Source organism: Streptomyces sp. NPDC050448 (assembly GCF_040655295.1).
Taxonomy (GTDB): Bacteria; Actinomycetota; Actinomycetes; order Streptomycetales; family Streptomycetaceae; genus Streptomyces.
On sequence record NZ_JBFAJR010000032.1, the window covers coordinates 85,037 to 100,073 of the forward strand.

Genomic DNA, 15,037 nt, shown 5'->3' on the forward strand with positions numbered 1-15,037 from the left:
GCGGCCTTCAGGGGAAGCCGTGGCGGGGATCGAACCCGCGTAACTCGCTTTGCAGGCGAGTCCCTCAACCACTCGGGCACACGGCTGTGGGGTGGTGATGCGTATGACCGTACGGGCGGTCGCGGCGGGTCGGAAGGGGGGCGCGGGGGCTGCAATGCGACTGCCATGCCGCGTTCACAGTGGCCTGGTCCTAGGACTCGCGGACGATCGCGGGATCCGTCAAATTGACAGGGGTGCAACCGGGCCAAGGGCCTTACTCTGGGGCGATGAGTGCCCTTGAACCCCGCGTGCCACAGCGCAGTGTGCCGGTCCCGCTCCAGCCGCAGGGCGGGATTCTGGGGTCCGCGTACCGGACGCTCAGCATCGGCGTCATCTCCGTGATTTTTCTGATCGCTTTCGAGGCGACCGCCGTCGGGACGGCCATGCCCGTCGTCGCGCGGGAGCTGGAGGGGGTCGGGCTCTACGCCTTCGCCTTCTCCGCGTACTTCACCACCAGCCTCTTCGGGATGGTGCTGTCCGGGCAGTGGGCCGACCGGCAGGGGCCGCTGCGGCCGCTGACCGTCGGGATCGGGGCCTTCGCCGCCGGGCTGGTGTTCGCCGGGACCGCCGGAGACATGTGGGTCTTCGTTCTGGGGCGGGCCGTGCAGGGGTTCGGCGGCGGGCTCGTCATCGTCGCCCTCTACGTCGTCGTGAGCCGTGCGTACGAGGAGCGGCTGCGGCCCGCGATCATGGCCGCCTTCGCCGCGAGCTGGGTGGTGCCGTCCATCGTCGGGCCGCTGGCCTCGGGGAGCGTGACCGAGCACCTCGGCTGGCGCTGGGTGTTCCTCGGCATACCGGTCCTGGTCGTCGTCCCCTTGGTGGTGGCCCTGCCGGCGATACGGCGGACCGCGTCCGGGCCGGTGGATCCGGACGCGCCGCCCACCGCCCTCGACGGACGGCGGATCCGGCTGGCGTTCGGGATCTCCGTCGGGGTGGGGCTGTTGCAGTACGCCGCCCAGGACCTGCGGTGGCTGTCGCTGCTCCCGGCCGTCGCGGGTGCTGCGCTGCTGGTGCCCGCCGTACGGGGGCTGCTGCCGCGCGGGACGTACCTCGCCCGGCGCGGGCTGCCTTCGGTGGTGCTGCTGCGCGGGGTGGCCGCGGGGTCGTTCATCGCGGCGGAGAGCTTCGTGCCGCTGATGCTGGTCACCCAGCGGGGGCTGAGCCCGACGCTGGCCGGGTTCTCGCTCGCGGCGGGCGGGGTGACCTGGGCGGGCGGCTCGTGGCTGCAGTCGAAGGGGTGGATGGCGCCGTACCGGGAGCGGCTGATGGTCGCCGGGATGGTGCTCGTGGCCTTCGCCATCGCCACGGCCCCGGCCGTGCTGATCGAGTCCGTCCCGGTGTGGACGCCGGCCGCCGCCTGGGCGGTGGGGTGTCTGGGGATGGGTCTGGTGATCGGTTCGACCAGCGTCCTGCTGCTGAAGCTGTCGGCGCCGCAGGAGGCGGGCGCCAATTCCGCCGCGCTGCAGATCTCGGACGCGCTGGCCAACGTGGTGCTGCTGGCGGCGGGGGGCGCGGCGTTCGCCGCACTGGGCGGGGGAGCGGTGGGAGCCGCGCACACCGTCGCCGCCGACGGGGCGGCCCCGCACCCCGCCGCGTTCGTCGTGGTCTTCCTGCCGATGGCCTGCGTGGCGCTGGTGGGAGCCTGGGTCGCGACCCGGCTGGACCCGGTCCCGGACAGCGCATGACACCGCCCGGTGCCGCGCAGCACCGGGTGGTACCGGCCGGCACCGCGCGGCTGCTGAACCTCGCGGAGCGTCTCGGGGCGAACGAGGTGCGCGGCTTCGGCCTGCTCGGCTCGGCGCTCGCGCGCCCGCGAGCGAGCGTCTTCGGCCGGGACGCCCGTCCGGACGTGTGGCAGAAGGCGGCGGCCCCGCCGGAATCGCTTGCCCAAAACCACGGCCTCGTGGACGGAAACAAGCGCATCGCCTGGTGCGCGACGTGGGTCTTCCTGCACCTGAACGGCCATCCGCTCGACGCCGCTCTCGACGTCGACGAAGCCGGGCAGCTCGTGCTCGACGTGTGCCGGGGGCTCTCGATGTCCCCAAGATCGCGGCCCAGTTGCCCGGATTCGCCGGCTGACGTGCCGGTGTGAGCCTCGCCCCGGTGTGACGCTCGCCGCACCCGCCGAGGTCACGGGCCTGTCCCTCCGCGAGGGGCCGGCCGGCCCCGGTAAGGTGGCCCGGTTGTCCTACGTACGACCGCCGCCACCGCCACCGAGAGCCCGAACCGGAGACCGTGACTACTACCGCCTCCCACCACCTCTCACCCGCCTTCCCCGGCCGTGCCCCCTGGGGTACCGCCAGCAAGCTGCGCGCCTGGCAGCAGGGTGCGCTGGACCGGTACATCCAGACCCAGCCCCGCGACTTCCTCGCGGTCGCGACGCCCGGCGCAGGCAAGACGACCTTCGCGCTGACGCTCGCGTCCTGGCTGCTGCACCACCACGTCGTGCAGCAGGTGACCGTCGTCGCGCCGACCGAGCACCTGAAGAAGCAGTGGGCCGAGGCCGCCGCCCGGATAGGCATCCGGCTGGACCCGGAGTACTCCGCCGGGCCGCTGAGCAAGGACTACCACGGGGTCGCCGTCACGTACGCGGGCGTCGGCGTGCGGCCGATGCTGCACCGCAACCGCTGCGAGCAGCGCAAGACCCTGGTCATCCTCGACGAGATCCACCACGCCGGTGACTCGAAGTCCTGGGGTGAGGCCTGCCTCGAGGCCTTCGACCCGGCGACCCGGCGTCTCGCGCTGACCGGTACGCCCTTCCGGTCCGACACCAATCCCATCCCCTTCGTGACGTACGAAGAGGGGAACGACGGGATCCGGCGGTCCTCCGCCGACTACACCTACGGATACGGGAACGCGCTCGGCGACGGCGTCGTGCGGCCCGTGATCTTCCTGTCCTACAGCGGCAACATGCGCTGGCGCACCAAGGCGGGCGACGAGATCGCGGCCCGCCTCGGCGAGCCGATGACCAAGGACGCCATCTCGCAGGCCTGGCGCACCGCGCTGGACGCGCGCGGCGACTGGATGCCGAACGTGCTGCGCGCCGCCGACCAGCGGCTGACGGAGGTCCGCAAGGGCATCCCGGACGCGGGCGGGCTCGTCATCGCCTCCGACCAGGACTCGGCGCGTGCGTACGCCAAGCTGATCCGCGAGATCACCGGGACGAAGGCCACCCTGGTGCTCTCCGACGACACCGGCGCCTCGAAGAACATCGACACCTTCAGCGGGAACGACGACCGCTGGATGGTCGCGGTCCGGATGGTGTCCGAGGGCGTCGACGTACCGCGCCTCGCCGTCGGCGTCTATGCCACGACCATTTCGACGCCCCTGTTCTTCGCGCAGGCCGTCGGACGTTTCGTGCGCTCGAGGCGGCGCGGCGAGACGGCTTCCGTGTTCCTGCCGACCATTCCCTACCTTCTCGGCTTCGCCAACGAGATGGAGGTCGAGCGCGACCACGTCCTCGACAAGCCCAAGAAGAAGGGCGAGGAGGACCCGTACGCCGAGTCCGAGAAGGAGATGGACGAGGCGAACCGGCAGGAGGACGAGGACACCGGCGAGGACGAGCAGATGTCCTTCGAGGCGCTGGAGTCCGACGCCGTCTTCGACCGGGTGCTGTACGACGGCGCCGAGTTCGGCATGCAGGCCCACCCGGGAAGCGAGGAGGAGCAGGACTACCTCGGCATCCCGGGGCTGCTGGAGCCGGACCAGGTGCAGATGCTGCTGCAGAAGCGGCAGTCGCGGCAGATCGCGCACAGCCGCCGCAAGCCGGACGGGGAGGCGGACCTGCTGGAGCTGCCGGCCGACCGGCGGCCGGTGGTCTCGCACAAGGAGCTGCTGGAGCTGCGCAAGTCGCTGAACACGATGGTGGGGGCGTACGTCCACCAGAGCGGCAAGCCGCACGGGGTGATCCACACCGAGCTGCGGCGCGTGTGCGGCGGGCCGCCGAGCGCGGAGGCGACGGCGGGTCAGCTGCGGGAGCGGATCAAGAAGGTCCAGGAGTGGGCCACCCGGATGCGGTGAGCTCCTCGGCCCGTCCTCCGGGGCACCGTTCCTACGGACTGTGACGCGGGGTTCGTGCGGAGGTTCGCACGGGCCCCGGTCACGTTCCGTGTCAGTCCGGGGCGCGCGCCCGGCGCCGCCGGGCCCGCGGACCCGGGATCGGCGTCGGGGGATCGCACAGGCTCCCCGGGCCGGCCGAGGTCACGAATCGACTCCGCGGGCGATCCTGAACCGGCACAAAGGGGTAGTTGGCGCCCGGATTCTGGACGAGGCCTTCCGCTGAGCGGACCCGCTCGCTACTGTCCCCGCATCGAACGCCCCGTGGCAGCGCCGCCGCGGGAGCGCAGCCGGTGCCATGGCCGCTACCGGCGGCCTCTCCGTGCGTCGCCGTGGGACCGGCGTCGTTCCATCCCGAGAGTCACCGCCGCTCACCGAGAGAGGGAGAGGCGTCGTGACCGCGGAAACCTCCCAGACTCTGGACCGAGGGCTCAGAGTCCTCAAACTGCTCGCCGACACCGACCACGGTCTGACCGTCACCGAGCTCTCCAACCGCCTCGGTGTGAACCGCACCGTGGTCTACCGCCTGCTGGCCACCCTCGAGCAGCACGCCCTGGTCCGCCGCGACCTCGGCGGCCGGGCCCGCGTCGGGCTCGGGGTGCTGCGGCTCGGGCGGCAGGTGCATCCGCTCGTGCGCGAGGCGGCCCTGCCCGCGCTGCGGTCCCTCGCCGAGGACATAGGCGCCACCGCGCACCTGACCCTCGTCGACGGCACCGAGGCGCTCGCCGTGGCCGTCGTCGAGCCGACCTGGACCGACTACCACGTGGCCTACCGGCCCGGCTTCCGCCACCCGCTGGACCGCGGGGCGGCCGGGCGGGCCATTCTGGCGGCCCGTCAGGGCACGCTCACCGAGCCCGGTTACACGCTGACCCACGGGGAGCTCGAAGCGGGCGCCAGCGGCGCCGCAGCGCCCCTCGTGGGCATCACGGGGCTGGAGGGCAGCGTGGGCGTCGTGATGCTGGCCGACGCCGTGCCCGAGCGAGTCGGCCCGCGCGTCGTGGACGCGGCCCGCGAGGTGGCCGACGCCCTGCGCTGAAGCCGCCGACGGCCCCCGCGCCGAGGGGCGCCCAGGGCCTCCGGGCGCACACCTGCCGTGCCCCGCGCCGAGACGCGTCGACGCCGTACGAGAGCCTGCCGAGCCGCGTTCCGACCGCCGGGGCGCGGCGGCGCGGGGTGCGCCCGATAGATTGACCGGGTGCTCTCACGCCTCACACGTCTGCCGCGTCCCGCCGCCCTGGCCGTCTGCGCCGTGCCCGTGCTCGGGCTGTTCGCCGCCGCGGCCTTCGCGCCGCTGCCCTTCGTGATCGCCCAGCCCGGGCTCACGGCCGACGTGCTCGGCGCCCGCGACGGGAAGTCCGTGATCTCCGTGACGGGCGCCCCGACCCGGCAGACCACGGGCCAGCTCCGGATGACCACCATCCAGGCCACCGGTCCCTCCACCACCGTGACCCTGCCCGAGCTCGTCGACGACTGGTTCGACAGCAGCCGGGCGGTCATGCCCAAGGAGGCGGTCTACCCCACGGGCGGAAGCGACAAGGAGATCGAGGCGCACAACCTGGAGCAGATGACCGAATCGCAGTCGGCGGCCACCCGGGCCGCCCTCGGGTACCTCCACAAGGACCCGAAGGACGTGAAGGTCGGCCTCAATCTCGCCGATGTGGGCGGCCCGAGCGCCGGCCTGCTCTTCTCCCTCGGCATCGTCGACAAGCTCGACGGCGACGGCAGCGGCGGCGATCTCACCGGCGGCCGCACCATCGCCGGTACGGGCACCATCAGCGCGGACGGCAAGGTCGGCGCGGTCGGCGGTGTGGCGCTGAAGACCCAGGCCGCGCAGCGCGACGGGGCGAGCGTGTTCCTCGTACCGGAGGCGGAGTGCGCCGACGCGCAGTCCGAACTCCCCGAGGGGCTCCGGCTGGTCCCCGTCAGCTCGCTGACGGACGCGGTGCAGGCGCTGCGTGCGCTGACGCGGGGACAGCCGGTTCCGTCCTGCTGACGTCGGCGGAGAGGTCGGCGGGGCCTACCCGCTCCATCGTGCGCCAGGCCGGGAAGACCAGCGGTGCGAGCGTGGTCAGCAGGTACGCGCCGCCGAACAGCAGCAGCGTCCGCGCCGCCCCGAGCCCGTCGACCAGCAGGCCCGCCGCGAGCCCGCCCAGCGGCATGGTCAGCTCGCAGCCCGCGGTGGTCACGCCCGAGACGCGGCTGCGCAGCTCGTCCGGCACCCTCTCGTAGACCACGGTGGTCAGGATCGGGTTGAGCACGCCCGCGCCGAGCCCGGACAGCGCCAACGTCACCGCGAGCGGCAGCGGCGTGTCGGTGAAGGCGGCCACCGCGTACCGGGGTGCACCGCACAGCAGGAAGGCAGCCGTGTACACGGCCCTGCGGGAGAACCGCTCGCCCCACACCCCGTAGAGCAGGGCGCCCAGCAGCGCGAAGCCGCCGAAGAGGGAGACGAGCAGGCCGACCGCGGTGGCACCGCCGAGGGCCTCGCGGCCGTGCACGGGCAGCAGGACCGCGGACCAGCCCTGGTCGAGGCCGTTGGTCATCATCACCATGACGGTGATGCCGGCCAGCAGCCGGGAGCGGGTCAGGAAGGTCCAGCCCTCGGCCAGTTCGGCCCGGTAGCCGGCGAAGGAGACCTTCCCGGCGGCGGGCTGCGGCTCCGCGGCCGGGACCCCGCGCAGGAAGGCGGTGACGAGCAGCGCCGAGGCGGCGAAGGTGGCCGCGTCCAGCAGCAGGGCGGACTCGGCCCCGAAGACCGCGATCAGTACGCCTGCCAGCGCGGCCCCGATCATCCGGGCTCCGCGGGAGACCGCGTCGTAGAGGCTCGCCGCCCGGGCCACGGTGGTGCCGGCGTGCTCGGCGAGGTCCGGCAGCAGGACGCCGCGGGCGGTCAGGCCGGGCGTGTGGACGAGCCCCCCGACGGCCATCAGCGCGCACAGCATCCAGAACTCCAGCACGCCCGCGTAGTGCAGCAGCGGGATCGCGCCGACGGACAGGGCGCAGATGAGGTCGGAGGCCGCCGAGACCCGGCGGCGGCCGATCCGGTCGATGACGGGGCCGCCGACGAGGGCGGCCACGATGACGGGCAGGGTGGCGCAGAAGGCGACGACCCCGGCCCGGCCGGCGCTGCCCGTGGTCTGGAGCACGAACCACGGGACGCCGATCAGGGTGAGTGAACTCCCGGCTATGGAGATGGTGTTGGCGGCCAGGACGGCCGCGAAGGGCCGCCGGCTCATGCGGCGTGCGGGGCGTGCGCGATCCGGGCGTGGACGTGGGCGGGCTGCATCAGCCGGATCCCGGCGCCGACCAGGGCCTCGCCGAGCCGGTTGCGCAGGGCGGGGGTGGCCGGGGCGGTTTCGCGGGCGAGGTGCCAGGCTGCGGCCTCGGCGGCCAGTTCGGCGGTACGGGCGGCGTGCGTCTCGGCGTGGATCTCGGCGGGCGTGAAGGCGTGCATGGCAGGACTCCTTCTGCGGGAAATACGAGGGAAGAGGGGGCGGGGTGCTGCTACTCGCCCGCGCGCGGGAACGCGTGCGTGTGGAAGCGGACCGTCTCGGTGCCCTCCGCGGGCGGAAGGTCGCGGTAGCTGTTGATCAAGTCGTGCACCTTGCGGATGAGGTCGAGGCTCTGGTCGGCGGTCAGGCGCAGCGTGAAGTCGCTGATGTCCGAGGCGCGCCGCCAGTCCTGGGACCAGCTGTGGGCCGTGCCGAGCCAGGTGCTCATCTCCTGCGTGTGGATCGTCGCGATCTCGTGCAGGAAGAGGTCCGCCGCGCCGCGCGTGGTCGGGTCCTCGTCGTACAGCAGCTTCTCGTCGAACCGGGTGCCGTCGTGGGCGGCCCGCCACCAGCGCTCGCGGCCCTTGCCGTGCCCGGGCGCGTCCTCGACGAACCCGTGCGCGGCGAGCTGGCGCAGGTGGTAGCTGGTGGAACCGCTCGACTCCCCGAGCCGCTCCGCCAGCTGTGACGCGGTGGCCGGACCGCCGTGGCGCAGGGCGGCGAGCATGCGGATGCGCAGCGGGTGGGCGAGGCCGCGCAGGGAGCGGGCGTCGAGCATGCGGACCTTGGGTTCCGGGGCTTCCGGCTCTTCGGGCATGGCTCGACAATAGAGTTGCACAGATTCCTATGCAAGGGTTTCTTTGCAACGTCTTCTTTGGAACCGCCCGGACGGCTCAGCCCTCGTGCGCCGCCTGCTCCACCAGGGGGATGACCCGCAGCGGTACCGGGTTCTCCATGACGATCGCCGTCGAGGCCCGCACGATCCCCTCGAGCCCGACGACCCGGTCGATCACCCGCTGCAGATCGGCGTTGGACCGGGCCACGAGCCGGCACAGCATGTCCCCGTGCCCGGTGGTGGTGTGCAGCTCCAGCACCTCCGGCACTCCGTTCAAGTGCGCCCGTACGTCGGCCCCTTGGCCCTGTTTGATCTCCAGCGTCGCGAAGGCGGTCACCGGGTACCCGAGGGCCGCCGGGTCCACCTGGGGACCGAAGCCGCGGATGACCCCGCTCGACTGGAGCCGGTCGAGCCGGGCCTGTACGGTGCCGCGGGCCACGCCGAGCCGGCGCGAGGCCTCCAGGACCCCGATCCGGGGCTCGCGCGCGAGCAGGACGATGAGCCGGCCGTCGAGTTCGTCGATCCCCATGGCTGCCTCCGGGCTGCTCCGCGGGTGGTCATACTGCACAGATCTCTCAGCCATACTCCGCCTCGGCTGGTCAGTCTGTACAGCCAAACAGGAAACTATTGCGCAGCTTGTGGATCGGCGGGACTCTGCGTTCATGACTGAGTCTCTGGCGAACCTCGAAACCACGCCCCACACCGCGCGTGAAGCAGACCCCTTCCCGGTGAAGGGCATGGACGCGGTCGTCTTCGCCGTAGGCAACGCCAAGCAGGCCGCGCACTACTACTCCACCGCCTTCGGCATGAAGCTCGTCGCCTACTCCGGACCGGAGAACGGCGTCCGCGAGACGGCCAGCTACGTCCTCACCAACGGCGCCGCGCGCTTCGTCCTGACGTCGGTCATCAAGGCGACGACGGACCACGGCCGCTTCCTCGCCGAGCACGTCGCCGACCACGGCGACGGCGTCGTCGACCTCGCGATCGAGGTCCCGGACGCGCGGGCGGCGTACGCGTTCGCCGTCGAGCACGGCGCGCGCGGCCTGGACGAGCCGTACGAGGTCAAGGACGAGCACGGCACGGTCGTGCTGGCCGCGATCGCCACGTACGGCCAGACCCGCCACACCCTGGTCGAGCGCAAGGGCTACTCCGGCCCCTACCTGCCGGGCTACGTCGCCGTCGACCCGATGGTCGAGCCCCCGGCCAAGCGCACCTTCCAGGCCATCGACCACTGCGTGGGCAACGTCGAGCTCGGCCGGATGAACGAGTGGGTCGCGTTCTACAACAAGGTCATGGGCTTCACGAACATGAAGGAGTTCGTGGGCGACGACATCGCGACCGAGTACTCGGCGCTGATGTCGAAGGTGGTCGCGGACGGCACCCTGAAGGTCAAGTTCCCGATCAACGAGCCGGCGATCGCGAAGAAGAAGTCGCAGATCGACGAGTACCTGGAGTTCTACGGCGGCGCCGGCGTCCAGCACATCGCGCTCGCCTCGAACGACATCGTGGCGACCGTGCGGTCGATGCGGGCGGCGGGCGTGGCCTTCCTGGACACCCCGGACTCGTACTACGACACGCTGGGCGAGTGGGCCGGCGAGACCCGCGTGCCGGTGGAGACCCTGCGCGAGCTGAAGATCCTCGTCGACCGCGACGAGGACGGCTACCTGCTGCAGATCTTCACCAAGCCGGTGCAGGACCGCCCGACGGTGTTCTTCGAGATCATCGAGCGGCACGGGTCGATGGGCTTCGGCAAGGGCAACTTCAAGGCCCTGTTCGAGGCGATCGAGCGCGAGCAGGCCAAGCGGGGCAACCTGTAGGCCCCGGCTCCCGGGCCCCCTGTGCCGCTGCCGGCGCGGGGGGCCTTCGCATGCGGCGCCGCTGCGGGGGCTCCGCCCCCGGGCCCCCGCGCCGCAAACGCCGGCGGGGCTGGGTTGAGCGGGGCTCCGCGCCCGGGCCCCGCGCCTCAAACGCCGGCGGGGCTGGAATTGCCCGGCGGGGGTGGGCTCGGCGCGGGCCGTCTCAGGTTTTGGCCGGGGGACTCGGCTGCGGGGTCGGGGTCGGGGTCGGGGTCGGTTTCGGTTTCCTGGGCGACGGCTTCGGTTTCGCCGCCGCGGGCTTCGGTTTGGCCGCCTTCGGGAGGTCCGGGGCCACCCACGGCGTGCGCGGCTGCATGTTCTCCGGGCCGCCCGCCGGCGGCTGGCCGATCGAGGCGAGGGCCTCCTTCGCCTGCGGAACCCGGACGGGGGAGAACCGCGGGTTCGTCCGCAGCGCCTCCTGCAAGTGGCGGCGGGCCCCGGCGTCATCGCCCAGACTCCGCTCGATCATCGCCCGGTGGTACGCGAAGTCCGCACTCCGCACCCCCCGCTCCGTCGACTTCTTCGCGTACTCCAGTGCCCCCGTGTCATCGCCCGACTTGTGCAGCGCCCACGCCAGCGCATCCGCCACCTGCATGCCCTTGTGCCGCGACCACTCCTGCGTCAGCCGCCGCACGGCCAACCCCGGATCCCCGTGGTCCGCCTCGAACAGGCCGAGAACCACCGTCTCGTTCACGCCCTCCGCCGCGCCCCGCGCAGCAGCAGCGCGCACCATCTCGTACGGCGCCTTCGCCTCGTCGCCGCGCCCCAGCGCATCCAGCAGCTCGCCCAGCTCCAGCGCCAGCCGCGGCACCTGCGCCCGGCCCAGTGCCATCCGGTAGTCCCGGACCGCCTCCCCGCCCCGGCCCAGCCCGGCCAGCGCCCTGGCCCGGCCGCCCAGCGCCTCCGCCTGCGCCGGGTCCGCCCGCAGCGCGCCCTCGTACTGGCGCAGCGCCTCGGCCGTCTCGCCCCGCTCCCAGGACAGCTCCCCGAGCCGGAACAGCACGTACGCCTTCTCCGCCGGAGACTTCGCCGCGCCCCCGGCGTGCTCCATCGCCATCGTCGCGTCCTCGCGCCAGCCGCGGTCCCGGTAGACCTGCGAGGCCCGGATGAACGCCGCCAGCCCCGGCCGCAGGTCCAGCAGCCGCTCCATCGACCGCTCGGCGGCCTTGTAGTCGCCCAGGCCCGTGTACGCGTCCACCAGCACCGGGTACGCCGTCCAGCGCTTCGGCGCCTGCGCCCGTACGAGCTCGCCCCACTTCTTCCCGGTACCGAAGTCGCCCCGGGCATTGGCCAGCGTGCCCATGCCCGTCATCGCGTCGAAGTTGCCCTTCTCGGCCGGGCGGATCTCCAGCGACCGCTTCAGCGCCTTCTCCGCCTTCGGATACCAGGCGGGCTCCGCCGCCCGGCGCGCCTGCTCCAGGTACGCCGCCCCGAGCACGGCCCAGGACGCGTCGTCATTCGCGTGCCCCGCGACCCATTTCTCCCGGTCCGCGACCAGCGCCGTCAGGTCCACCGCCGCCGCCGGCGCACCCATGCCGACCGCCGAGGCGGCCCGCTCGGTGGGCCCCGGCGGGCGGGCGTCGTCACCCTGGCGGGCCGGCCGGACCAGCAGGGCCGCGGCGATCAGGACCACCGCGACCGCGGCCGCCACGAGGGTCTTGCGGCCGGTGAAGGTCACGGGTGGCGCGGGCTGCTGCGCTTCCTCGTCGATACGGTCGATACGGTCCATGGGGTAACTGTGCGTCAATATGATGAGTTCGCCGAGGTGTCCGAAGCCCGTCGCGGCCGTGTTCACACCGATGGTCCCCCAGTACCGCTGGGAGGTACCCCCGCCGAATGCCACGCTGGGCACATGGATGTCATGGACGACGCTCTCTCCGTACGTCTGCGCGCGAGCCTCCTGGAGGGGCTCCCCGCCGAAGCCCTCCTCACCGATCCCGAGGTGACCGCCTCCTACGCCACCGACATGGCCAACTTCTGCGCCGCCGGCACCCCGGCGGCCGTGGTCCTGCCCCGCACCGTCGAACAGGTACAGCACGTCCTGCGCACCGCCACCGCCCTACGGGTCCCCGTCGTCCCCCAGGGCGCCCGCACCGGCCTGTCCGGCGCCGCCAACGCCTCCGACGGCTGCATCCTGCTGTCCCTCGTCAAGATGGACCGGATCCTGGAGATCAACACCGTCGACCGCATCGCCGTCGTCGAACCCGGGGTCGTGAACGCCGTGCTCTCGCGGGCCGTCGCCGCACAGGGCCTGTACTACCCGCCCGACCCCTCCAGCTGGGAGCAGTGCACGATCGGCGGCAACATCGGCACCGCGTCCGGCGGCCTGTGCTGCGTCAAGTACGGGGTCACCGCCGAGTACGTGCTCGGCCTCGACGTGGTCCTGGCCGACGGGCGGCTGCTGCGCACGGGCCGGCGCACCGCCAAGGGCGTCGCCGGATACGACCTCACCCGGCTCTTCGTCGGCTCCGAGGGCAGCCTCGGCGTCGTCGTCCAGGCCGTCCTCGCCCTGCGTCCGGCGCCGCCCCGGCAGCTCGCGCTGGCCGCCGAGTTCCCCTCGGCCGCGGCCGCCTGCGCGGCCGTCTGCGCCGTCATGGAGGCCGGACTCACGCCCTCGCTGCTGGAACTGATGGACCGTACGACCGTCCGAGCCGTCAACGCGCTCGGCAAGATGGGCCTGCCGGACACCACCGAGGCCCTGCTGCTCGCCGCGTTCGACACCCCGCACGCGCCCGACGACCTCGCGGCCGTGGGCGAGCTGTGCACGGCCGCCGGGGCCACCGCCGTCGTGCCCGCCGAGGACGAGGCGGAGTCCGAACTGCTGCTCCAGGCCCGCCGGATGTCGCTGACCGCCCTGGACACCCTGCGCCCGGCGACGATGATCGACGACGTCTGCGTACCGCGCTCGCGGCTCGCCGAGATGCTGGACGGCACGGCCGCCATCGCCCGCACGTACGACCTGCTCATCGGGGTCTGCGCGCACGCCGGCGACGGCAACACCCACCCGGTGGTCTGCTTCGACCCGGCCGACGAGGACGAGACGCGCCGGGCCCGCGAGTCCTTCGACGCGATCATGGCGCTGGGGCTGGCCCTCGGCGGGACCATCACCGGCGAGCACGGGGTCGGGGTCCTGAAGAAGGAGTGGCTCGCCCGCGAACTGGGGCCGGTGGGGCTGGAGATGCAGCGCGCGGTCAAGCAGGCCTTCGACCCGCTCGGCCTGCTCAACCCCGGCAAGCTCTTCTGACCGCACACCGGGTGCGCCGGGTGCCCCGGGCCCGGCCGGTGCACCGGGCGCACCGGGTATGACGCGTACGGAGTGCACGAGACGGAGACGGCCCCGCATCACAGGTCCCCGTCCGCCGACTCGTCCGACGGCCACGGGTCCCGCATCCACAGGTCGTCGGCCGGGGTCGGCGCGAGCAGCTCCGCCAGCGCGTCGTCCAGGCCCAGCCGCTCGGCCTCGGTGCCGGGCGGGACCACGCGCAGCGTGCGCTCCAGCCAGGCCGACACCGAGCCCGCCGGGGCCTCCAGCAGGGCGTCGCCGTCGGGGGAGGTCAGCGCCATGCAGAGGACGGCCTTGTTGTCGACCTTCGTGGGCCAGATCCGGACGTCTCCGTGGCCGGACGGGCGGAACACCCCCTCGACCAGCAGCTCGCGGGCGAACGTCCAGTTGACGGGGGTGCTGGAGCCGGCATGGAAGGTGATGTGCACGGCGTACGGGTCGTCCGTCAGATAGACCAGCCGGGCGGGGACGGCGATGCTGCGCTCGGGGGACAGGACCAGCTTGAGTTCCAGCTCGCGCTCGACGACGGGGTGGTGCATGGCGGCCTCACTTCGGTTCTCCGGATCGCGACGCGGGGCCGGGTTCGCGCCCCACGCCCGGAGAGAGCGCCGATGTGCCCGGGTATGACGCGACTTCGCGGACCGATTCGGAGATTGGCCTGATTCTGTCGGCTGACCGAAAACGGCCGTAGGGTGTGGCGTTCGCTCAAAGGCTTGGATTCTCCCGTTACCGGACCTGTCGGGGCACGGTTCTTGGCTATGGTCCTCCCCTTGAACAAGCCTCAAGCCACGATCGGAGTTGGGGACATTGACGGCCTCCCCTGGTGACGGCGAGCACGCGGCCCGCGAGGGCTACTACCCCGATCCGTCCATCCCCGGGTTCGTCCGGTACTGGAACGGCCTCAACTGGGTTCCGGGTACGAGCCGCCCTGCCGCCCGGACCGACGAGACGGGCCCGGTGTTCCTGGACGAGACCGGCGTGACCGAGGCGCTGCCCGAACCCGAACCCGAACGGGTACGCGAACCCGAACCGGAACCCGAACCCGTCGCCGGGCCCGCCGCGCCGGCACCCGCGCCTGCGGCCGCCTGGCAGGCCGACCCGCTCCACCAGTCCGGCTTCGGCGGCCCCCGCGACCACCGGGTGTCCTGGGGCAACCCGCCGCAGCCGGAGCCCGAAGCGGGGGCGCCCGCCCCTTCGGCGGGGGGCCAGCCGGGCCGCGGGCCGCGCCCGGAGCCGCTGGACGAGGCCGAACGGCCGGAGCGCGGGCCGGGGGTGTCCTTCGCCCGTACGCCGGCCGCCGCGGCGGCGACCGCGGAGCGGTTCCCCGCGCACGCCTCGGCGGCGCGGGGCTCCGCCGAGGGCGTGGGAATCCTGTCGGCGCGCTCCCCGGCCGGCCAGGCCCCGCCGCCCGCTCCGGCTCCCGCACCGGCCGAGTGGCCCGCCGCCCCCGGGGGCAGCCCCGGAACCGGGCTCACCTCCTCATGGCCCGAGGCGCAGGTGCGGCGCGGCCCGGCGGTCCGGCCCGAACCGGCGGCCCCGGCGGACCGCCGCCCGGCGGCAACGGCCCCGGCGAACCGTGCCCCGGTGCTCGAGGCCGCCTCGCCCTTCGCAGCCGAGCCCGCCCCGGCCGAGCCCGCCCCGGCCGAGCCCGCCCCGGCCGAGCCCGCCCCGGCCGAGCCCGCCGCGGCCGGCCGAG

The 15,037-nt window shown here is 73.3% G+C and carries 13 protein-coding genes, 1 tRNA gene and 1 pseudogene; 8 read left to right on the plus strand and 7 right to left on the minus strand.

Features of this window, described 5'->3' with window-relative positions; genetic code table 11:
* Nucleotides 1-14: 14 nt before the first annotated feature.
* Nucleotides 15-86: transfer RNA gene (locus AB0I68_RS29620), tRNA-Cys, on the minus strand.
* A gap of 180 nt (nt 87-266) precedes the next feature.
* On the opposite strand from AB0I68_RS29620, the gene AB0I68_RS29625 reads away from it, so the two are divergent.
* From AB0I68_RS29625 to AB0I68_RS29645, 5 genes and pseudogenes are all read left to right on the plus strand, one after another.
* The gene (locus AB0I68_RS29625; protein WP_363180432.1) at nt 267-1,724 is read left to right on the plus strand and encodes an MFS transporter; all 1,458 of its coding nucleotides are present in this window, start codon (nt 267-269) and stop codon (nt 1,722-1,724) included.
* A pseudogene (locus AB0I68_RS29630) lies at nt 1,721-2,118 on the plus strand (Fic family protein). Before AB0I68_RS29625 ends, AB0I68_RS29630 begins: the two are co-directional and overlap by 4 nt.
* 156 nt (nt 2,119-2,274) lie before the next feature.
* The gene (locus tag AB0I68_RS29635; protein WP_363180433.1) at nt 2,275-4,059 is read left to right on the plus strand and encodes a DEAD/DEAH box helicase; all 1,785 of its coding nucleotides are present in this window, start codon (nt 2,275-2,277) and stop codon (nt 4,057-4,059) included.
* Between the two features lie 430 nt (nt 4,060-4,489).
* Nucleotides 4,490-5,131, plus strand: coding sequence for a helix-turn-helix domain-containing protein (locus AB0I68_RS29640; protein ID WP_266628887.1), 642 nt, complete (start codon nt 4,490-4,492; stop codon nt 5,129-5,131).
* Nucleotides 5,132-5,290: 159 nt separating this feature from the next.
* Nucleotides 5,291-6,088, plus strand: a complete 798-nt coding sequence (locus AB0I68_RS29645; RefSeq protein ID WP_363180434.1) for a S16 family serine protease — start codon at nt 5,291-5,293, stop codon at nt 6,086-6,088.
* Here the strand turns inward: AB0I68_RS29645 and AB0I68_RS29650 are convergent.
* The 4 genes from AB0I68_RS29650 to AB0I68_RS29665 all read right to left on the minus strand — a co-directional run bounded on the left by AB0I68_RS29650 (nt 6,018) and on the right by AB0I68_RS29665 (nt 8,731).
* Nucleotides 6,018-7,331, minus strand: coding sequence for an MFS transporter (locus tag AB0I68_RS29650; RefSeq protein WP_363180435.1), 1,314 nt, complete (start codon nt 7,329-7,331; stop codon nt 6,018-6,020). The two genes, AB0I68_RS29645 and AB0I68_RS29650, sit on opposite strands and share 71 nt — an antisense overlap.
* Nucleotides 7,328-7,549: a hypothetical protein gene (locus AB0I68_RS29655; protein WP_363180436.1), complete on the minus strand. Its 222-nt coding sequence runs from the start codon at nt 7,547-7,549 to the stop codon at nt 7,328-7,330. The genes AB0I68_RS29650 and AB0I68_RS29655 overlap by 4 nt, the downstream gene beginning before the upstream one ends.
* A gap of 50 nt (nt 7,550-7,599) precedes the next feature.
* A complete protein-coding gene (locus tag AB0I68_RS29660; protein WP_363180437.1) occupies nt 7,600-8,184 on the minus strand; it encodes a helix-turn-helix domain-containing protein in 585 nt (194 codons plus the stop codon).
* A 76-nt stretch (nt 8,185-8,260) separates the two neighbouring features.
* Nucleotides 8,261-8,731 carry an Lrp/AsnC family transcriptional regulator gene (locus AB0I68_RS29665; RefSeq protein WP_363180438.1) on the minus strand — a complete coding sequence of 157 codons (471 nt, stop codon included), beginning with the start codon at nt 8,729-8,731 and terminating at the stop codon, nt 8,261-8,263.
* Between the two features lie 133 nt (nt 8,732-8,864).
* Here AB0I68_RS29665 and hppD point away from each other — a divergent pair, with 133 nt between their 5' ends.
* A complete protein-coding gene (gene hppD, locus AB0I68_RS29670; RefSeq protein WP_363180439.1) occupies nt 8,865-10,019 on the plus strand; it encodes a 4-hydroxyphenylpyruvate dioxygenase in 1,155 nt (384 codons plus the stop codon).
* Nucleotides 10,020-10,221: 202 nt separating this feature from the next.
* Here the strand turns inward: hppD and AB0I68_RS29675 are convergent, their stop codons facing one another.
* Nucleotides 10,222-11,787 (minus strand): tetratricopeptide repeat protein, encoded by a 1,566-nt coding sequence (locus tag AB0I68_RS29675; RefSeq protein ID WP_363180440.1) that lies wholly within the window; start codon nt 11,785-11,787, stop codon nt 10,222-10,224.
* A gap of 132 nt (nt 11,788-11,919) precedes the next feature.
* Between AB0I68_RS29675 and AB0I68_RS29680 the strand changes: the two genes are divergently transcribed.
* Nucleotides 11,920-13,302 carry an FAD-linked oxidase C-terminal domain-containing protein gene (locus AB0I68_RS29680; protein ID WP_363180446.1) on the plus strand — a complete coding sequence of 461 codons (1,383 nt, stop codon included), beginning with the start codon at nt 11,920-11,922 and terminating at the stop codon, nt 13,300-13,302.
* Nucleotides 13,303-13,400: 98 nt separating this feature from the next.
* On the opposite strand, the gene AB0I68_RS29685 is transcribed toward AB0I68_RS29680, so the two are convergent.
* The gene (locus AB0I68_RS29685) at nt 13,401-13,880 is read right to left on the minus strand and encodes an SsgA family sporulation/cell division regulator (protein ID WP_363180441.1); all 480 of its coding nucleotides are present in this window, start codon (nt 13,878-13,880) and stop codon (nt 13,401-13,403) included.
* Nucleotides 13,881-14,148: 268 nt separating this feature from the next.
* On the opposite strand from AB0I68_RS29685, the gene AB0I68_RS29690 reads away from it, so the two are divergent.
* On the plus strand, nt 14,149-15,037 hold an 889-nt coding region (locus AB0I68_RS29690; protein ID WP_363180442.1), incomplete at its 3' end, for a DUF2510 domain-containing protein.

What these genes read in the sequence shown, in the direction of transcription:
- AB0I68_RS29685 (WP_363180441.1), bottom strand. Translation starts at nt 13,880, where the DNA reads ATGCACCACCCCGTCGTCGAGCGCGAGCTGGAACTCAAGCTGGTCCTG.
- AB0I68_RS29680 (WP_363180446.1), top strand. Translation starts at nt 11,920, where the DNA reads ATGGACGACGCTCTCTCCGTACGTCTGCGCGCGAGCCTCCTGGAGGGG.
- AB0I68_RS29650 (WP_363180435.1), bottom strand. Translation starts at nt 7,331, where the DNA reads ATGAGCCGGCGGCCCTTCGCGGCCGTCCTGGCCGCCAACACCATCTCC.
- AB0I68_RS29675 (WP_363180440.1), bottom strand. Translation starts at nt 11,787, where the DNA reads ATGGACCGTATCGACCGTATCGACGAGGAAGCGCAGCAGCCCGCGCCA.
- hppD (WP_363180439.1), top strand. Translation starts at nt 8,865, where the DNA reads ATGACTGAGTCTCTGGCGAACCTCGAAACCACGCCCCACACCGCGCGT.
- AB0I68_RS29625 (WP_363180432.1), top strand. Translation starts at nt 267, where the DNA reads ATGAGTGCCCTTGAACCCCGCGTGCCACAGCGCAGTGTGCCGGTCCCG.
- AB0I68_RS29660 (WP_363180437.1), bottom strand. Translation starts at nt 8,184, where the DNA reads ATGCCCGAAGAGCCGGAAGCCCCGGAACCCAAGGTCCGCATGCTCGAC.
- AB0I68_RS29665 (WP_363180438.1), bottom strand. Translation starts at nt 8,731, where the DNA reads ATGGGGATCGACGAACTCGACGGCCGGCTCATCGTCCTGCTCGCGCGC.
- AB0I68_RS29655 (WP_363180436.1), bottom strand. Translation starts at nt 7,549, where the DNA reads ATGCACGCCTTCACGCCCGCCGAGATCCACGCCGAGACGCACGCCGCC.